This window comes from Paenibacillus sp. TY11, assembly GCF_059772165.1.
This window is the reverse complement of record NZ_JCBAIQ010000010.1, coordinates 1-19,056: the sequence shown is the minus strand read 5'-3', so window position 1 is coordinate 19,056 and position 19,056 is coordinate 1. Positions and strand designations below refer to the sequence as shown.

At 45.8% G+C, this 19,056-nt stretch carries 18 protein-coding genes and 1 tRNA gene; 11 read left to right on the top strand and 8 right to left on the bottom strand.

The features are described 5' to 3' along the window. The first annotated feature begins 43 nt into the window (after positions 1 to 43). Complete coding sequence (locus tag AC6EJC_RS12920) at positions 44 to 733, top strand: ArsR/SmtB family transcription factor (RefSeq protein WP_444954298.1); 690 nt, start codon at positions 44 to 46, stop codon at positions 731 to 733. 265 nt (positions 734 to 998) lie between these two features. On the opposite strand, the gene AC6EJC_RS12915 is transcribed toward AC6EJC_RS12920, so the two are convergent. The 3 genes from AC6EJC_RS12915 to AC6EJC_RS12905 form a co-directional block, all read right to left on the bottom strand. Further along, positions 999 to 1,610 (bottom strand): dienelactone hydrolase family protein, encoded by a 612-nt coding sequence (locus AC6EJC_RS12915; protein WP_444954297.1) that lies wholly within the window; start codon positions 1,608 to 1,610, stop codon positions 999 to 1,001. Continuing rightward, positions 1,594 to 2,448: an aminoglycoside 6-adenylyltransferase gene (locus AC6EJC_RS12910; protein ID WP_444954296.1), complete on the bottom strand. Its 855-nt coding sequence runs from the start codon at positions 2,446 to 2,448 to the stop codon at positions 1,594 to 1,596. Before AC6EJC_RS12910 ends, AC6EJC_RS12915 begins: the two co-directional genes overlap by 17 nt. A gap of 281 nt (positions 2,449 to 2,729) precedes the next feature. Beyond that, complete coding sequence (locus AC6EJC_RS12905; RefSeq protein WP_444954295.1) at positions 2,730 to 3,545, bottom strand: DUF2935 domain-containing protein; 816 nt, start codon at positions 3,543 to 3,545, stop codon at positions 2,730 to 2,732. A 468-nt stretch (positions 3,546 to 4,013) separates the two neighbouring features. Here AC6EJC_RS12905 and AC6EJC_RS12900 point away from each other — a divergent pair, with 468 nt between their 5' ends. Both AC6EJC_RS12900 and AC6EJC_RS12895 read left to right on the top strand, forming a co-directional pair. Continuing rightward, a complete protein-coding gene (locus AC6EJC_RS12900) occupies positions 4,014 to 4,190 on the top strand; it encodes a hypothetical protein (protein WP_444954294.1) in 177 nt (58 codons plus the stop codon). Positions 4,191 to 4,355: 165 nt separating this feature from the next. After that, a complete protein-coding gene (locus AC6EJC_RS12895) occupies positions 4,356 to 5,006 on the top strand; it encodes a hypothetical protein (protein WP_444954293.1) in 651 nt (216 codons plus the stop codon). Positions 5,007 to 5,251: 245 nt separating this feature from the next. On the opposite strand, the gene AC6EJC_RS12890 is transcribed toward AC6EJC_RS12895, so the two are convergent. Both AC6EJC_RS12890 and AC6EJC_RS12885 read right to left on the bottom strand, forming a co-directional pair. After that, positions 5,252 to 5,323 (bottom strand) — tRNA-Thr (locus AC6EJC_RS12890). A 74-nt stretch (positions 5,324 to 5,397) separates the two neighbouring features. Then, on the bottom strand, positions 5,398 to 5,745 hold the full coding sequence (locus AC6EJC_RS12885) for an MTH1187 family thiamine-binding protein (protein WP_025682770.1): 348 nt from the start codon (positions 5,743 to 5,745) through the stop codon (positions 5,398 to 5,400). Between the two features lie 525 nt (positions 5,746 to 6,270). Between AC6EJC_RS12885 and AC6EJC_RS12880 the strand changes: the two genes are divergently transcribed. From AC6EJC_RS12880 to tnpC, 3 genes are all read left to right on the top strand, one after another. Further along, the gene (locus tag AC6EJC_RS12880) at positions 6,271 to 8,604 is read left to right on the top strand and encodes a ribonucleoside-diphosphate reductase subunit alpha (RefSeq protein ID WP_444954292.1); all 2,334 of its coding nucleotides are present in this window, start codon (positions 6,271 to 6,273) and stop codon (positions 8,602 to 8,604) included. Between the two features lie 20 nt (positions 8,605 to 8,624). After that, positions 8,625 to 9,656, top strand: a complete 1,032-nt coding sequence (locus tag AC6EJC_RS12875) for a ribonucleotide-diphosphate reductase subunit beta (RefSeq protein ID WP_444954291.1) — start codon at positions 8,625 to 8,627, stop codon at positions 9,654 to 9,656. Positions 9,657 to 10,009: 353 nt separating this feature from the next. Beyond that, positions 10,010 to 11,470, top strand: a complete 1,461-nt coding sequence (tnpC, locus tag AC6EJC_RS12870; RefSeq protein WP_444954290.1) for an IS66 family transposase — start codon at positions 10,010 to 10,012, stop codon at positions 11,468 to 11,470. Positions 11,471 to 11,703: 233 nt separating this feature from the next. Here tnpC and AC6EJC_RS12865 read toward each other — a convergent pair whose 3' ends face one another. Next, positions 11,704 to 12,303, bottom strand: coding sequence for a TetR/AcrR family transcriptional regulator (locus tag AC6EJC_RS12865; RefSeq protein WP_103046956.1), 600 nt, complete (start codon positions 12,301 to 12,303; stop codon positions 11,704 to 11,706). 274 nt (positions 12,304 to 12,577) lie between these two features. Between AC6EJC_RS12865 and gap the strand changes: the two genes are divergently transcribed. The 4 genes from gap to AC6EJC_RS12845 all read left to right on the top strand — a co-directional run bounded on the left by gap (position 12,578) and on the right by AC6EJC_RS12845 (position 16,647). Further along, positions 12,578 to 13,588, top strand: a complete 1,011-nt coding sequence (gap, locus tag AC6EJC_RS12860; protein WP_103046957.1) for a type I glyceraldehyde-3-phosphate dehydrogenase — start codon at positions 12,578 to 12,580, stop codon at positions 13,586 to 13,588. 82 nt (positions 13,589 to 13,670) lie between these two features. Continuing rightward, positions 13,671 to 14,417 (top strand): MFS transporter, encoded by a 747-nt coding sequence (locus tag AC6EJC_RS12855; RefSeq protein WP_444954289.1) that lies wholly within the window; start codon positions 13,671 to 13,673, stop codon positions 14,415 to 14,417. Continuing rightward, positions 14,395 to 15,018, top strand: coding sequence for an MFS transporter (locus AC6EJC_RS12850; RefSeq protein ID WP_444954288.1), 624 nt, complete (start codon positions 14,395 to 14,397; stop codon positions 15,016 to 15,018). Before AC6EJC_RS12855 ends, AC6EJC_RS12850 begins: the two co-directional genes overlap by 23 nt. 354 nt (positions 15,019 to 15,372) lie before the next feature. After that, on the top strand, positions 15,373 to 16,647 hold the full coding sequence (locus AC6EJC_RS12845) for an oligosaccharide MFS transporter (RefSeq protein ID WP_444954287.1): 1,275 nt from the start codon (positions 15,373 to 15,375) through the stop codon (positions 16,645 to 16,647). Between the two features lie 308 nt (positions 16,648 to 16,955). Here AC6EJC_RS12845 and AC6EJC_RS12840 read toward each other — a convergent pair whose 3' ends face one another. Beyond that, entirely contained in the window at positions 16,956 to 17,792 is an 837-nt protein-coding gene (locus AC6EJC_RS12840) for an HAD hydrolase-like protein (RefSeq protein ID WP_444954286.1), read from the bottom strand. Between the two features lie 167 nt (positions 17,793 to 17,959). Between AC6EJC_RS12840 and AC6EJC_RS12835 the strand changes: the two genes are divergently transcribed. Then, entirely contained in the window at positions 17,960 to 18,454 is a 495-nt protein-coding gene (locus tag AC6EJC_RS12835) for a hypothetical protein (protein WP_444954285.1), read from the top strand. On the opposite strand, the gene AC6EJC_RS12830 is transcribed toward AC6EJC_RS12835, so the two are convergent. Beyond that, positions 18,438 to 19,056: NAD(P)H-hydrate dehydratase (locus tag AC6EJC_RS12830; RefSeq protein ID WP_444954284.1), on the bottom strand; the 619-nt coding region annotated here is incomplete at its 5' end. The two genes, AC6EJC_RS12835 and AC6EJC_RS12830, sit on opposite strands and share 17 nt — an antisense overlap.

Genomic DNA, 19,056 nt, shown 5'->3' with positions numbered 1-19,056 from the left:
AACTTTCATCGAAGTATGGATTACAAAGGGGGATAACTGTGCCATGAGCACCAAATCAAATGTAGCCATGATTGCTTCTCTCGTCAGCGAGCCTTCCCGTGCAGCTATACTCATCGCTTTATTAGACGGCAGATTTCATACGGCAAGCGAATTGGCCCATATGGCAGGCATCAAACCGCAAACCGCCAGCTTCCATTTGTCTAAAATGACCGAGGCTCAAATCGTTACTGTGGAGAAACAAGGGCGGCACCGTTATTATGGCATCCAAAATTCCGAAGTTGCCCGGGTGATGGAGTCACTTTTATCCATAGCTCCGCCCGTTCAGATTAAATCATTCAAACAAGCCTCCGAAGACGAGGCCATACGGTTGGCAAGAACTTGCTACGATCATATTGCGGGGCATTTAGGCGTGCAGATCATGAGTTTTTTCATTCAAAAGGGGATTCTTTCCGAGGATCAGGACGGACTTCATGTCACCGAAAAAGGAGAGACTTTCTTCGCAGACCTTCAGATGGACCTTAAACAAATGAGACAAAAGCGCCGCTCCTTCTCACATAAATGCCTGGATTGGAGTGAACGACGACATCACCTTGCAGGTGCTTTAGGGAGTTCTCTTCTGGACCGATTATTCGAATTAAATTGGATCGAACGTCTGCCCACAACCCGAGCGCTACGCATTACCGCCGATGGTAAAAGAGGTTTTCAAGAGATATTTTCGATAGAGATCGGCTAGATAACCATAGTTCTAGTCCTTTTTTTGGAGCCTTCCCTTTTGCCACACCTGCTTTATATCTTCCAGCTCCAGCCGGGATGGCAACCAAGGTTCCGTACGTTCTCATCGCCCGGTCAATCGGGCAAGATACAGAACGTGTTCCGTCGGTTGACCCGGCAAAATGAACTGCGGCCGCATAGTTGTTAAGCCGATCGTTACTGGTATTCAGCCATACGGAACCCCAATCTCCTGCCCCAGTTCGTCCCTGGGTACCTTCGATATCTCATCACTCATGGACGCGTCCCTTTCTATCGAAAAAATCCACCATTTCGTTAAATGATTGCTGAGCTGAATGTACGTTATATCGAGGAGAGTACGGGTCACTGAATCCGTGCTGTCCGCTGAATTTATGTACCCTGATATTATTATTGTTATTTAAAGTTGAAATAAGCTCATCTACATCAAATGATGGTTCTTCCTGTGGGAAAAATAGCAGTGTTGGACATTGTGGAGTCATTTCTAAATAATTTCTAATACGGGAGCCATAATATCCTACGATTCCATCAATATATTTTTCTTCACTACACAGCCAGGCAATCGTTGCCCCTACGCTAAAGCCGACGATAAATACCTTTTTATAGCGATCTCGAATACTTAATAATAAACTTTCAATTTGAGATGTAACGTGGGTAAACCCTACATTTTCCATAAAATTTCTGTAGGCAGTTTCCTCTTGCGAATAGTCAAAAGGTGTTTCTCTTCCCAGTAAATTTGGACAAATGACGTCATAACCCTGATCCGCTAATAATTTGCACATATGTTGTATATGCTGGTTAATCCCGTATATCTCGTGCAGCACAACGATTACGGTATCCGACTTTTTATCTATGCTTATCATGTTGCACCCCTAACCAAGTTTGTTTATGGGAAAATAAGTGATCCGGATACGCATATTTATACTTAGCTGCCACTTCAGAGGATAACCGGTTGAATAACTCAAAAGATACGATCAGTGCTTCCCAACTATGATTTGGATCGTATTTCCCGAAAGATTTTTTCAAATCAGCAACTATATCTTTATCGGCCCATTCGTTAATGAATTTCCCTGCATGCCAGGTATCATATACCGATCCATGTACAGCTTTTGCATGCCATTCTATCATTTGCAGCAATAATTGTTTACAGTCTGTATCCCTTTGCTTTGCTACCCACATATCATTGCGCAAAATTTGTTTAGCCACATACAGAGAGGCGAAGCAATACATATTAACAACCTGTAGAAAAGCTCCTTCAGTTATCGGAGGAGCATCAGGGATCGTTGTCGTTTGAGGGATTATTTGGTTTCCGTTCCCCGTCTTATCGAGCAGAATCCTGACCCCCCGCTGAAAACTTTGAGGAATACGCCCGCTTTTGATTAAATGATCTAGATCAGAAATATGATGAAATACAAAATCCACCTCAGCCCCTTGGTCAAAGAGAACCAGTTTTTCCGGATCTCCTTTTGCCGTTTGAAACATAAAGCTGGTCCAAACCTTACCGATGCTTTGTAACCATTGATCGTTTTGAAGATAGTAATCTGGATTCGTTGAAAAGACGACTACGTCCAAGTCGGAAAACTTATCAAATGGTTTGTCCTCTCTTGCCCGGGACCCAACGACATAAACCGCAATAATCTCTTCATTAGAAAGTCCCCAATCGGATATGCGCTCCTCGAGCACCTCGTAAGCATTACTCATCACTACGCAGCCTCCTTGTATTAGGAACATTATATCCAATCCGATAATTACGGTATATATTTTTTAGTTAACATTCAAAGGAATGTCGTCTCTCATAACACTAATTAAAAGTGTGTTGTCTTCTTCCCCATTTAATCCGTCTTATTTAAAACAAAGATTCTAAAAAAGGAACGCTTTTCAGCGCTCCTCCGTCTTAATAAATGTATTTAAGTGTATCTATCACCTGATGGTCGATGACCACAAATAGAACCAGCTGGCCCTATTTCATCGACATGGCTCTCTCAGTGCATGATTTCTTTCTTATTCACCTTAACACCTGATAAAGATTGATCAAACATATCGAGAATAAAAAGGAAGCGCTCAGCTTCACGAAATACATGATCGGCTAATAAAGGATGGATAATGCTCTTTATTCGGCATTCGTCGATTAAATCACGCGCTGTTTTCTTAAAATCACGCAAGGACTTAACAGAGACACGGTTTTCATCCACAAATTGACTTAGGAGTGGAGCGGTTTGTGACTGTGGCCGCATATGACTTAAATCAATCGCTTGAAACATCAGCATATCGAAATCATTACTAAACTCTCTAGCTTGTTCAACCAGTTTACGTTCGGATGGATCAAGCAAATGGCCTATAAATTTTGCATGATCGGCCATGATTTTTAAGAAAAATACATTTTCATCAATAATTGCATCGGGTAATGGTTCGAGCTTTCCTGAATTGAGTTCCTCTAAACGGTTTCTGAAATAATTCGCTTCCCGACTCACATGATCTACCAGTAAGGGAAAATTTGTTTGTCCGGGAAGTTTGCATTGCAATATAAGGCCCAATACCATTCTCTTAAACGCCCAAATATTAGTCGCTGCATTCCGGACCTCCGTATTAAACTCTTTGATGGTGTGAGGGTCTGTATTGATATTAAAATCGTGGGATCTTCTCTCAATATCCTCAAAAATAGCGTAAAACTGATTGGCTTCTGTAATGAGTTGAGTATCTTCCGCTCTAAAACCTAACCCCAGAAAAAATGAATGCTCCTTCATGATCCTGGACCAAAATCGTATTTCATCTAATGAGCGTGCTACGAATGCATCCAAACATATCCCTCCTCTATGTGAGCAAAAAAGCACTTACTTAGTCATATGGAATATGCCTTCTCATTATGAATATTGAATCCCACGCCTCATACATTATGGTGCGTACCGATGTAGTTTCTTAGTGTAATTGATGATTTTTCCAATTTAGAGCATAGTGGTTGCCTGGCAATCATTGCTGCGATGGAGCGATCCGGTGTTGACCCTGTAGTGGATCACATGTTCAACTGTCACATCGAACTTCTCCAAAAAGTTTTGTTCCGTGTCATCCATGTACTAGGCCTGATCATCTTTTGCATGAACACTTCTGAATTTATGGTGGCTGGGATGATGAATTCTCTCGCGGTAGAGTTCGGCGTTTCGGTATCTTCTATTGGATATTTAATTTCGGTTTTACTGCGGGGTTGGTCGTAGAGGGCACCTTGCTGACAGCCGGGCTGTTAAGAACACCACAAACAAGCTCTCCTACTGGTGACGGTCCTTTTTCTAGTCGGACAAACGCTGGGTGCGCTGGCTTGGAATTACGAGGCCATGATATTGCGCGTATCATTACAGGGGATGATGATCGCCAACGTTGTGAGCGTACCCGCCACAACTGTCATTGAAAAAAGCCTTTGGCTGGCGCGTAAGCATGTAGCTGGGTTATAGCAGCATATTAACGAAATGCCTCAAGAATAGAATGAGCCCAGTTTATTATCATTAATGTAAAATTGAAAAGTATTACATATTCAACACCAATATTCGATAATAAAGGTAACAAGATAAAATGAGCAACTACCTCAGCCGATGAGGGACCTCACAGGAGAATTCATCATGTTAAAAAAAATTCTATTCATTGCTCTACTTTCTGTATCTCTAACAGCTTGTGGAAGCATTTTTAAAGAAGAAACAACAAAATTAGGATCTGACTCTTCAACCACATCCTTTGCTACTGAACAAACAGCGAGCAATGAGAATACTGCTCAGCAAGCCTCTACAAATAATCAGGTTACAGACAAGCAATATTTATTTGCCGAATTCATGAAAGATGGGACACCCATTTTAACAGAAGATCAAGCTTCTATGGAGCAAACATCTTACGACTTCATTGTTAACAACAGCAGCTTGTTTCCTTCCACAGATAAAAGCAAAGTCATTCATCTAGTAGACAAATCTGTAACAACAAAACACTTAAATAAAAGTCTGAATTTATACTTAAACAAATTTGTACAAATAAGCGGCGATGTAATAGATATAGAAGAAGATAACGTTGCTGAAGGGACAATGGCCATCGTTTATATTAGTGATGAAAATGATAATACAGTAATGGCAGTTTATCCGGGAGCAAGTGGAGAAATTTTTGAAGGAGACGTTGCTTCAGTTATTGGAGTTCCTATCGCTAATTTTTCATATGAAAATGTTTCAGGTGGCTATACGAATACTACACTGTTAGCAGCTTCTTTTCTCACGAAAGAAAATCAATAAATTTTAATCATGTAAGCCCTTCGGGGCTTTTTCTTTTAAGCAAAAAAAAGAATCCTTACATTTGAAGTAAGCGAGTATTCAACGAAATAAACAAGAAGGACTCTATCCGGCTAAATGCCCATAGAGTCCTTTTTTACATTTACTAGACTAAAGGTTTGCAAACTGTTTGCGTTCTCCTTACTCCACTTAAAAAAGCGCGACCTCCAAAAAGCTTGGAAGCCGCGCTGTGCTTGAGTTTTATAGAATGCTGGTGAAGGGAATTGAACCCCCGGCCTACGCATTACGAGTGCGTTGCTCTACCCCTGAGCTACACCAGCGAGTCAGTATAAACTGACAACAAAAACTATTATACTCTTACTTACATAAAAATCAATCACTTACATCAACTTTTTCAACTAGGATTTGGATTTAGTTCGGTAACATTTCCTGTCGCGGTGCCAGATAGTTTATCTGCGACGGAACGGAGCTTTTGGCGACTGGAGGAAGGCTTGTCACGGCGATCATCAATTTTGACCGAGGTGGAAACGCGCTTGGCTCCTGACAGGAATGGCGCTTCGTGCAGCGCAGCAATAGCGGTAAACACATCGTCCAACGAACCTTCAATAATCGTACTCATGGAGGTAAGCTCATAGGTAATTCCTTTTTGCGTCTTCAACACTTTTTGCATCTGGGCAACGTAGTCGCTCAGGCTCGTACTCCCCGTTCCAATCGGAATCACAGTCACTTCTGCAATGGCCATCGCCAAGTTCCTCCTTTAATTTAAAATCGTCACTTCTTTAAAAATCTAAAACCTCTGTCCGATAAAGCAACCTTATTTCGTAAAAAAAGTCCATATGTATGCTACTTGTTTCTGTAGGAAACACCTTTATCATTCATTGTACCGTTCACACAGCCTCAATTCAAATACAGTCCGCGACTTCTCTGCATATTTTGATTTTCCATTCCTTTTCCTTTACGTATGGCTTCGAATGTTGCTATAATACTCCTTGCACTTATTTGAAATTTTAAGTTTATAAACACAATATGTTGGGTTAAATATTCATAACACGTCTAAATATAGTGATGTAGCCGATAAGTCGTACGGGAACCATCTTTTCCCCCTTCATTGGCAAACGCATCGCTATTTCTATGTTATTGGATTACATACAGCCCCCAAATGCTGTCTGAACCATCGCTATTTCATCATTATCTTTTTCATCATGATCATTTTCATGCCTATTCCCTAAGTATGAATTCCAAATCAGGAAAGCGAGGAATTAATCCTATGCCACAACTCGTAACCAAACCAAACAATCGCCAGTTGGCTTTTGATGAAATACGCATTTCCGTATATGCCGACCGTGTACTCAGCGGGCTGGACAAGCTGGATAAAGATCGTCTCATTCGTGGTGTAACCAGTAAGCTGCGCCGGGACGAAGTGACGGGAGATGAAATCAGCAACGCGTTTGCGATGGCTGCCCTTGAACTGGTTAGCAAAGAAGAACCAGACTGGAAATTCGCTGCTGCGCGTGCTTTGCTCACTTCCTTATATAAAAAAGCGGCTACTCACCGCCGTTACAAATCCTACGCAGACGAGCCTTACGGTGCTTTTTATCCACTCATTACCGAGTTAGTCGAAAAGGGAATCTACCGTCAAGAGCTGCTCGACTACTATACCAAAGAGCAAATTGACGAGTTAGGCGAAGCCATTTTGCCACAAAATGATTTGCTGTTCGATTATATCGGGCTATTGACGCTGTCTGAGCGCTATTTGGCAAATGATTTTGATGGACGCGTGATGGAACTGCCACAGGAACGCTATATGATCATCGCGATGTACCTGATGCACCAAGAACCTGCCGACAAGCGTATGGAACTGGTCAAGGAAGCATACTGGGCGATGAGCAACATGTACATGACGGCAGCTACACCAACCATGTCCAATGCCGGAAAAAAGGTGGCCGGACAGCTCTCCAGCTGCTTTATCGACACCGTAGACGACTCGCTGGAAGGCATTTTCGACTCCAATACCGATGTAGCCCGTCTTAGCAAAATGGGCGGCGGCATCGGCGTATACCTCGGTAAAGTACGGGCGCGCGGCTCCGATATCCGTGGACATAAAAACACAAGTTCCGGCGTCATTCCGTGGATTCGTCAGCTGAACAATACAGCTGTTAGCGTAGACCAATTGGGTACACGCAAAGGTGCAATTGCCGTTTATCTGGACGTATTCCACAAGGACATTCTCGCGTTCCTTGACCTGAAGCTGAACAACGGTGACGAGCGAATGCGTGCCCATGACGTGTTCCACGGTGTATGTCTGCCCGATCTGTTCATGGAGCGGGTCGAAGCACGCGGCGAATGGAATCTGTTCTGTCCGCATGAAGTGAAGAAGGTGATGGGCTGGAAAGATGACAAGGGTCGTCCACTGGGACTGGAGGATTTTTATGATGAAACCTTCGGTTCAGGTTCCTTCCGTGAGAAGTATGAGGAGGCGTCACAGCATCCGATTCTCTCCCGCATTACGGTGCCTGCCATCGACATCATGAAGCGCCTGATGAAATCACAACTGGAAACAGGTACACCGTACATGTTCTACCGCGATACGGTAAACCGGGCCAACCCGAACCGCGCCCACGGTATGGTGTATTCCTCCAACCTGTGTACGGAAATTATGCAAAACCAATCTGCAACTGTAGTGGAAAAAGAAGAACTAGTCACCAAGGACGGACAAACACGCATTGTTATTTCCAAAATTCCTGGCGACTTTGTTGTGTGCAACCTGAACTCCATCCATCTGGCTCGCGCCGTTCCGGCAGGTGTGCTGGATCGTCTCGTACCGATTCAGGTACGTATGCTGGATAACGTTATTGATATCAATAACATTGAAGTGCTGCAAGCACAATATACGAACAGCCAATATCGCGCAGTCGGTCTGGGTACATTCGGACTGCATCATCTGCTCGCACTTGAAGGCATCCGTTGGGAATCCGATGAAGCGGTAACTTATAACGATCATTTGTATGAAAAAATTAACTACCTGGCTGTAAAATCCAGCATGGAGCTAGCGAAAGAAAAAGGCCGTTATGCCAAATTCGAGGGTTCTGACTGGTCGACTGGGCATTATTTCACTTCCCGTGGCTATACGGACGGTACACGCGAAGGCAAATTTGTCACTACGTCCGAGTGGAGCGAACTTGCGGAAGAAGTCAAGCAAAACGGTGTCCGCAACGCATGGCTGTTCGCCATCGCGCCTAACGGTTCCACGTCCATCATCGCAGGCTCTACCGCTAGCATTGATCCATTGTATGAGTTGCTTTCCTATGAAGAGAAAACAACCTACAAGATCGCTAACCCTGCACCGGACTTGAACGAAAAAACCATCTGGTACTACAAGACGGCTTTCTTGCTGGATCAACATGCTTCGATCAACATGGCTTCTGCACGTCAGCGTCATATTGACCAGGGCCAAAGCTTTAACCTGTATGTACGTCCGGATATTAAAGCTACCGAATTTTTAGAGCTGCACATCCATGCCTGGAAATCAGGTATGAAGTCGACCTATTATGTACGCAGCCGCGCACTGACGATTGAAGAATGCGATAGCTGCGCATCCTAAATTAAAGGAGAGAATCTCCCATGCAGTTACAAAAGATTTTTAACACGGAAGCGCCGAATCGCTCTACCCGTATTATTGAAGGCGAAAGCTCCGGTATTTTGAATTGGAACGATATTCGGATGCCGCATATGTACAAACTGTATAAAGTACTGCTGCTGAACCACTGGATTCCGGATGAAATTCCAATGTCCAAGGATGCGTCCCAGTTCCCTATGCTGGATGCCGAAGAACAGCGCACATTCAAAATTAACATCGGCCTGCTGGCTGTGCTGGATTCCATGCAAACGATGTTTGTCGGGGATGTAAAACGTTATTTTACCGATTCCTCGCTGGAAGCCATTTCGGCGATTATCGGACAGCAGGAAGTGGTGCATAACCAGTCCTACTCCTACGTTCTGTCTTCTTTGGTGTCAGATCAGGAACAGAAGGAAATTTTCGAATACTGGAAAAACGATCCTGTCCTGCTGGAGCGTAACACATTCATCTCGGACATTTACCAGGAGTTCCGCGATGAGCAGAACCCGCAAACCTTTTTCCAGGCGATGGTAGCCGATTTGATTCTGGAAGGTATTTTCTTTTACAGTACATTTGCTTTCTTCTACAATTTGGCCCGTGACCAGAAAATGATGGCAACCAGCCAAATGATCTCTTATATTCAGCGCGATGAAAATCAGCATTGCTACTTTTTTGCCGAAGTATTCAAGCAGCTATTGTCTGATTTCCCTGAGCTGAATACCAAGGAAAATACGGACTATGTCTATCGTATGATCGACCGCGCAGTGGAGCTGGAAACGAATTGGGCGCATTATACGCTTAAAGAGGTTCGCGGCATCGACCTGAAAGAGCTGAGCGATTATATCAAATACATGGCAAATATGCGCCTGAGACTGCTTGGTATGGACAAAGCTTACGAAGGCGTAGATGTAAATTGTATGCCTTGGATCAAACCATTCTCAGATGAAGCGCTGAATGCAACCAAAACGGATTTCTTTGAAGCAAAATCACGCAATTATGGCAAGGTCGGAGATGACAACGGATTTGACGATTTGTAAGTAATAAGCTACAGCCTTAACTCGGTACTTACCGGGCTAAGGCTTTTTTTATGAAGGATAAAAACTACGCAGTGTGCAAAAAAAATTCCATGAAACATATAGAATGGGGAAATCCGTAGCAGGATCTGTGGTTTTACTCCAATCCGGTGTTCGTGAAGATTCAAAAATAAACTGGTATAGATCTTTTAATTAATTCCCTATATTCACCCAATTACACTAAAACAGCCGAATGACGTATACACGTCGTTTGGCTGTTTTGTGGTAACTATTCAGGTACTTCCAAAAACATGTATTAATCGGTATAACTCCTGTGGTAAGATTCAAGTAGAATTTTCCAGTAGGGATGAAATGTGATGAAACGAGAAGAGATATTGGCTGTTTACGAAGCCGGTCCTGATGCAGTTGTACGACTGGTCACAGGACTTATTCAAGAGTTTACGACGATTATCCAGCAGCAGCGTGAAGAAATAGCCGAACTCAAGGAACGCGTTCGTAAGTTGGAACAGCAAGTCCATAAGAATAGCCGGAACAGCAGCAAGCCGCCTTCCTCTGATGGCTTTAACAAACCTCAGCCTAAAAGTTTACGCCAGAAAGGCCAGAACGCTGTGGGAGGTCAACAAGGGTATCCGGGGCATACCCTTAAGTTCACTGCGGAACCGGACCACGTCGTGATTCATTCGCTTTCCTCTTGCTCCTGCGGGCGATGTTTAGAGGAACAAACATTGACTCGTTATGAGAAGAGACAGGTTTGGGACATACCGCCTATCCCTGTAGAGGTCACCGAGCACTGGGCCGAGGTGAAACAATGCCCGGATTGTGGTGGTATCGCGAAAGCGGTATTCCCTCCGGAAGCAGCGGCTCCGGTTCAGTATGGCCCGAACATGAAGGCGTTCTGGATTTACTTGAACCAATACCAGTTGCTGCCTTACGAGCGAATCGCAGAACTATTCAAGGATTGGTTCGGTCATCTTCCCAGTCAAGCGACCATCATCAATAGCAATCTCGATCTATATCGACGACTGGAACCGGTCGAAGAACAGATTGCTCAGACGATCTTGCAGACTCCCGTGGTTCACTTCGACGAAACTGGACTCCAAGTGGAGGGGAGAAAGCATTGGCTCCATGTGGCCGGCACCACCAGCCACACCCATTACACGATCCATGCTCGTCGCGGGCTGAAAGGTCTCGAGGCCGCAGGAATACTTCCTAATTATGAGGGAATCGCCATCCATGATGCATGGAAGCCCTATTTCGCCTACGACCAGTGTCAACATGCGCTGTGCAACGCTCACCACCTTCGAGAGCTCACCTATATTCTGGAGCAGGAGAAGCAGCTATGGGCAGGCCGCATGATCGAACTGCTCGTTGACATGAAACACGCAGTGGATGACAGGAGGACTCGTGCAGAGTCGTTCACAGTGGCAGAATTAGCTGGTTTTGCCGAACGGTACGATCTCATTTTAGCGCATGGTCGATTGGAGGAGTCGATGAAAAGTGCTCCCATTGAGCAAAAACGAAAAGGGCGGCTGAAGCAAAGTAAAGCCAAGAACTTGTTGGACCGTTTGGAATTTCATCGCTTGGACGTACTCTCATTTTTGTGTGAATTCCACATTCCTTTCGATAATAACCAAGCGGAGCGGGACGTTCGCATGATGAAAGTCCAGCAAAAGGTCTCCGGAACGTTCCGTAGTGAACAAGGGGCGAAAACCTTTTGCCGTATACGAGGCTTCCTATCCACCTTGAAAAAACATTCCCTTCCAGTGCTCGAAAGTATTCAGTCCGTGCTTAAAGGGAATGTTGCTCTTCCCATTTAATTTTTCCCTAAGGGGTGCGCTGCACCCCTTATTTGCGTTGGCTATAAGATCGGTACCTGAATAGTTACCTTTCACGATAGCAAAAAATCGATTTAAATCAACAAGCTTCGCTACTTCGCTTTAAACCGGGTTAACTTGTCTGCCGATTTCCGATACGGCCGCAATTCATCTCTCCCTTTGCATATTTAGAATGCAGCCCTACATGGTCCATTCCGATGTGCCAGTTCACCTGTTTAACCGGTCTTTAAGCAGCATTGCTGCAAATAGGACGAGAAAATTTTTATATTCATTAACATGTGCTTGTTATCCCCATCCAACTTGCTGAGCAAAATCCCTCCCTCCAACAAGGAAAATGCAAATGATGCTAGCGCATCAACATCCAGATCCTCTCTAAACTCCCCAGCTTGAATACCGTCACGAATAATACTTTTCATCATATCCAAGAACGTATGCAACCCTTGCCTTGCCCGACCACAAAGCTCCGGATGAGTATCGTCACTCTCCACAGCCGTATTCTGCATGGGACACCCTCCAATAAATGGCGGATCGTTGATAACATCCTCATAAACACGAAAAAAAGCAATCAACCTTCCTGACGCAGACTGCTCATGATCGGCCGCCTCTAAAATTTTTCTGGTGACTATGCTAGCAGCATAATTATAGGCTTCCAGCGCTATCTCGTCTTTACTGGCGAAATGTCGATAGATGCCCCCCTTCTTGATTCCTGTGTCGGCAATAATATCGTTCAGCGATGTACCGGCATATCCTTTCTGGTTAAAAACTTCAGCCGATTTTATAATGATGTGCTCCCGTGTTCTATCCCCTTTTTTCATGAGCTCCTCCGTATGAACTTATTCTATTTCATTTGTTTTAAACAAATTATACAATTCTGGCCTTGTCATTTACTAGAATCATGATAAAATAAAAGATACCATTCGGTCTCTTTTTTTATTGTACAGCAAGCCATTCCAAAATGAAATAGCCCTGGGCTGGGCCATTCACCAAGGGGACGCAGGGTATTCTGATCATGGAAGAACTGATTTCTTTTGATTTCATGACAGGCATCCGCCTGTTTGGAATAAATAAAACATTTAGGGGGATTTTTCAATGACTGTAAAAGTAGGCATTAACGGTTTTGGACGGATCGGACGACTCGCTTTTCGCCGAATACAAGATGTGGAAGGTGTCGAAGTTGTAGCGATTAACGACCTTACGAATGCTAAAATGTTAGCTCATCTGCTCAAATATGATACTACGCAAGGCACTTTTCACAGTGATATTGAAGTCCATGAAGGAGCTTTTAAAGTAAACGGCAAAGAGATTAAGGTTCTGGCTAAGCGGAATCCTGAAGAACTCCCTTGGGAAGAGCTGGGCGTTGACATTGTTCTCGAATGTACAGGATTCTTCACCACGAAAGAAAAAGCCGAGCTTCACCTGAAAGGTGGAGCGAAGAAAGTCGTCATTTCTGCCCCTGCTACAGGCGATATGAAAACGATCGTATACAACGTGAACCATGACACGCTGGACGGAACTGAAACGGTTATTTCCGGCGCTTCCTGCACAACGAACTGCCTGGCCCCTATGGCTAAAGCTTTGCACGACAAGTTTGGTATCCAATCAGGGCTAATGACGACAGTTCACGCTTACACGGGCAACCAAAACACGCTTGACGCTCCAGATCCAAAAGGCGACTTCCGTGCCGCGCGCGCCTCTGCGGTGAACATCGTTCCCTACTCAACCGGTGCCGCAAAAGCCATTGGTCTGGTTCTTCCGGAACTGATGGGAAAACTGGATGGAGCATCCCAACGTGTACCTGTACCAACAGGTTCCGTGACTGAACTCGTTGCCATATTGAATACGACGGTAACGGTTGAGCATGTTAACGCTGCTATGAAAGAAGCTTCCGATCCAGAAACTTACGGCTACACGGAAGACGAAATTGTATCTTCCGATATCAAAGGTATCACATTCGGTTCGCTCTTCGACGCCACGCAGACGAAAGTTCTGACAGTCGGAGACCAGCAACTGGTGAAAACCGTAGCTTGGTACGATAACGAAATGTCTTATACAGCCCAACTGGTTCGCACTTTGGAGCATTTCGCTAAGGTCGCTAGATAAATAACCTCCCCAAATCAAAAGATGGAAGAAGGAAAATCCCATGGAGGATGCTCTCCACAATACTATGGTCGAGAAAAACGAAGTGCTCCTTCTTCCCCGTGAAGGCGTTATTATTACGTTGCTTTGCATTACCGTTGTGTTGGTCACTATGAATACGGCCATGTTTAATTTGGCGTTAAACGATTTAAGCCATTATTTTAACTTGCCGGCATCTATCGTTTCATTGACGGTCACCAGTTATTCTATCATGTTCGCCATCTCCTCGATAACCTACAGCCGGTTGTCTGATTTTGTTCCGTTGAACCGGTTGTTCGCCATTAGTCTGGTTTTGACGGGAGGCGCGTCGGTTGGGGCGATGCTGAGCAACCATTTCTGGATACTGCTTGCGGCACGCGTTTTGCAAGCTGCCGGTGCCGGTGCGGCGCTCTCCCTGTCTATCGTTTTTCTGACCCGTTACGTACCGCTGGTGCGCCGGGGAAAATCGATGACGTTCATCATGTCCTCCGTGTCACTGGGGTTTGGGCTAGGTCCGGTGATCGGCGGCTTTGTGGTGCAATATCTCGGTTGGAAGTATCTCTTTGCAATTACATCCTTGTTGATGTGCATTGCCCCGCTGCTTATGCGTTATATTCCAAAAGAGTCGCTGTCCAAACGGTCTTTCGAATTTACTGGGGGCAGTGGCACTGAGCGCAGGTACAGCAGGTCTGTTGCTATTTTTCACCAACTTTCATCCCGTCGCCTTGTTGATCGGAATCTCGGGGCTGCTCGTCTTTGCTCTGCGTATCCGCCGAGCGAAGCACCCGTTTGTGCTGCCGTCATTATTAGCTAACAGAACCTATCTTGTGCTTGCCTTACTCGGGGTCTTATCCTATTTATGCAACTTTGCAACGCTTTTTTTGTTGCCACAAATGCTATTGAACCATTTTGGTTTGAGCGTAAGTCATGCCGGTTTTGTTATTTTTCCGGGGGCTATTTTGTCCATATTGCTATCGAGAATGATCGGGGCGATGATCGACAAGCGGGGAAACAGCAGGATGTTGCGTACGACTCCCATGCTAATACTTTTGGCGGCCGTATTGTTCGCAGGAGTGGGTACCCAATTTTGGATAGCGGATGTTTTCGTGTACATGCTGATGAACTTAAGCTTTGCTATCATCAGCAGTAGCGTTTCAAACGAAATTTCGTGCATATTGCCCTCTTCTCAAATTGGCTCAGGCACGGGATTGTTTCAACTGATGCAATTTATCAGCGGGGCATTCAGCATTGCCGTGATGTCTAGCGCAATGGAATGGCAAAAGCATCTTCCGACTAGCCATGCGTATGCAAACCTATTCTGGGGACTGGCCATGGTAGCGGTTTTGGCCAATTTGTGTGCTTTTCTGTACGTAAGACGACTAGCCCAAAATGCGGCGTTGTCGAGAATAAGTTGATGGGCATCTTCAAAGGTGGGGCTTCGTTTAATTAAATGCGAATATTTGTTTTTTATCTATTCCCCATCCCCATCCCCTTCCTTCAAATTATAGATAGGGAAAGTTGCTCTTCCCATTTATTTTTTCCCTAAGGGGTGCGCTGCACCCCTTATTTGCGTTGGCTATAAGATCGGTACCTGAATAGTTACGTTTTGTGTTTCTATAGAATCCAGCAACTGATTGCGAAAAGCACAGGAAATCTTGGAAAAGTGCCCTATGGATTCAATGGAATAATCCTTACAATTAATAGTAAAGACAATGCATACTCACGTTTGCAACACATTGAGCGGCTACAATTTTAAGGGGTGCTTGAACATGATGAATTTGGCAAAACGCAACTATTGGTCTCTGAGTATTTTTAACTTCGCTTATCTGTTTACATGGTCTGCGGCCATGTCCTTTTTTGTCATTTGGCTGGGGCAAAGCCTGGGGATTTCAGAAACCTACACGGGGTTTCTATACGCGGCTAACTCAATCGTCGCCTTGGTCATGCAGCCCCTGTTCGGTTACTTATCCGACAAGCTGGGCTTGAGAAAACATCTGTTGTACATACTCTTTACGATCCTTTTGCTCGTCGGTCCCTTTTTTATCTATGTTTACGGTCCATTGCTTCAAACGCAGTTCGTCATTGGTGCCATTGTCGGTGCGCTATTTATCGGCCTGGTGTTTAACGCAGGTAACGGTGTCGTCGATTCGTATATGGACAAAGTTTCGCGCAAATACGGCTTTGAATACGGACGGGTTCGTATGTGGGGTTCACTCGGGTGGGCGGCGGCTACTTTTGTTGCGGGACGGGTCATCAATATCAATGTAAATCTGACCTTCTGGATTGCCTCCGTATCTGCCGTTGTTGCTATGATCTGTATCTTCCTGACCAAAGTCGAAATTTCCGGACAAGAGCAGCAGAAAACAGAATCGTTGAAGCTAATTGATGTGCTGCATCTCGTACGTACCACAAAGTTCTGGTTTCTTATGCTATTCATGGTTGGCGTGACCCAAATTTATGAGGTATATGACCAGCAGTTTGCCACATATTTCGTATCGCAGTTCAGTTCCAAAGCGGAAGGAAATCAATTCCTTGGCGATTTGAGCGCTGTGCAGGTTTTCCTGGAATTTGTGTTCCTGTTTGTTACCCCTTGGTTTGTGAACAAAACGACCGCCAAATGGGCATTGATTATTGCCGGGGCGATTATGTCGTTGCGTATTATCGGTTCTTCGCTGCCATTCGGTTCCATATGGGTGGCTGCGATGAAGATGATTCACTCTCTGGAGAAACCGCTTATTTTGGTAGCCATCTTCAAGTACATTACCGTTAACTTTGACCAGCGGTTGTCCTCCACCATGTACCTGCTGTATTTGTTTATGGGCTCCCTGGTGGTTTCCGTTTTCTCGCCAGTTGTCGGACATATGTATGAAGTTCTGAATTTCCCGATTACTTATTTAATTCTGGGTTCTATTGCAGGTTTGTTCACCATCATTTCCTGCTTTACGCTGACAGCAGACAAGAAGAATGGGGAGCGGTATTTGGAGGAACGCCGCAAGCAGGACCTGAAAAGAGCAGTTAAAAAATCTAAAGTAGTTCATTCGTAATTTAATGGTGACATCGATATCCAAATCATAAGGTTTGTCCGGCAAGGCGGGCATACTGCTCAAGATCGTTTTTTGCTCGTCTAGTGAAAGGGGGATGTCCGAATAATAGGGCTTCGCGGATACTGCGTTCCGGGTGAAAGTTGTCCAACAAACGAAAAGGAGTAAACTAAAATGGAGCATTCGCTAACGTAGCGAATGCTCCATTATTATGTTATGAAAGCCGAGCAGAGTTCACCTTTATCCAGGTAGGTGCATACATATAACCTAGAAGTGTGTATTCAAGCACTCGAGATTCATACCCGTTCTTCTCACGACGGGGGCATCGCCGCTGTTTTTACCTGTTTCGTATAAGAAGGATAGCCTCCCGTATGCTGGAGCATTTCGATTTCACGCAAAATACGCGGCAAGTCAGCAACCGAGTTCATCACGATGTGGGCTCCTGCCCTTTTCAAACCATATACGCTCTGTCTGCGCCGTTCCTCAGCCACTCTGTCATCCGTTTCACAGCTGGTGGTTTGAGCTGCGGTCAGCACGCTTTCGTTATGGTTCAACACCCCAATCGTCCATACGCCAGCATTCCGTCCCTCTTGCATATCGGCTGCTGTATCTCCTACTTTCACAATATCGCTAAGCGGGAATACCTGCAAGCGATGTGCAATTTCATAGATCATCCAGGGATAAGGCCTCCCTTGTGAAACTTCACAAGGGGCTACCATACAATCCAGCGTATAGGGTGACTGTGCAGGCGTAAACACGTGACTGAGCATCTCCATCGGACAGGATGCAGTGGCACCTGACTGAATGCGGCGATCCTGCAGCTCATGCAGCGCCTTGTCTATACCGATAGCAGGCTCAGCCCCTTGGATCAAAGAGCGGAGAACAGGGACAAGCTCAAGATAAATATGCTCAATATCCACTCTGCCGGGATGCGTACCGAAGCTCTCCAACCATTTTTTCCGAACCTCTGAAAGTCCCAGCACATTCGCAATATGATCCCGGATCGGCAATCCCCGCCCATGAGATACCTGTTCTTCGGTTACCTGTATACCCTTCCATCTGAAAATGTCACGCATTCCCTGGATTAAGCCCCGTCCTCCGGGGTCTAACAATGTACTTTCGAGATTAAAAATAACCGCCTGTATCATGCAATCCCCGCCTTTCCGTACCGCGGCTATCCGCAATCTTTATTGCTTAGGAACATGATACACAGCTAACGTAAACTGAAATGCCGTAAACCGTAAGCGGATTGTAATTGAAAATAAATTCCTTGATTGGTTGTGAATTACCGAGTGTGATAAGGAGGAGTCGCAACATGAGACAGCCTTGGAATGAATTTAATTCTAAAATGCCTTGGCGGATGGAGCTTGGTTGTTATGCGCTGAATAAACTGGCCTGTGGAGGATTGGTTTTTGGTCTCTTATGGGTCTACTGCTATCTGACAGAGGAAATAACAGGGATTCCTGTGACTATAGCAGGCAATAGCGGTGAACTGACCGCGCAGCTGTGGGCCTATGGCTTTGCCCTTCCGGCGGCTCTTGCCGCTGATGCGCTACGCGATCTTTTACCTTGGCTTCGCAAGCCCGAGCAGTCCATTTTATACCTTGCCGCAGGATTCAGTGTCTTTCTCCTGCTAGGTTCTTTGATGTCGCCTGCCGGAACGGGTATTTCATGGAGCACAGGCATAGCAGGTGCAGGGATTACACTGCTGTATTATGGGGGAAGGCACTGGCTGAACCGTGAATATGGAGTACAGATCATGCTGGCCTTCCTCCTGCCACTGCTGCTATGGCCTATAGGGCTTCAATAATATCACCAGCCACCACTGAGGCGGGATGCTGGCGATGACGCGCGGCTGTTTCTCCAGCCGCACCATGCAGATACACGCCAAAGGCTGCTGCCTGCGAAGCGTTCAAGCCCTGAGCCAGCAAACCTGCGATGATGCCTGTCAGCACATCGCCCGCTCCGCCTGTCGCCATCCCGGCGTGGCCTGTGGTATTAACGTAGGCCGTTCCGTCGGGACACGCGATCACGGTGCGCGCTCCTTTGAGCACCAGCGTGACCTTGCGTGTCCGGGCGTACTGCCGGGCATGGTTGATGCGGTCACGCTGTACCTCTGCTGTCGATATGCCCAGCAGACGAGCCATTTCACCGGGGTGCGGCGTCAGCACGACCGCCGCGCTTCTCGACTTCCAAGCATCCAGCTCAGGCCCCGCCGAGGCGAGGATGTTCAAGGCGTCCGCATCAAGCACGAGCGGGCCGCTGTATTCCTCCCACAGGCGACGTAGCCAGCCGGTGTCCCCTGCGAAGCGGCCGAGGCCGGGACCGACGGCCAGCACATCGCGTGCCTGCGCGAGCTGTAGCAGCTCGTCTGCGGAGTCGGCGTTCCATTCGCCGTCTTCGCCTGCTGCT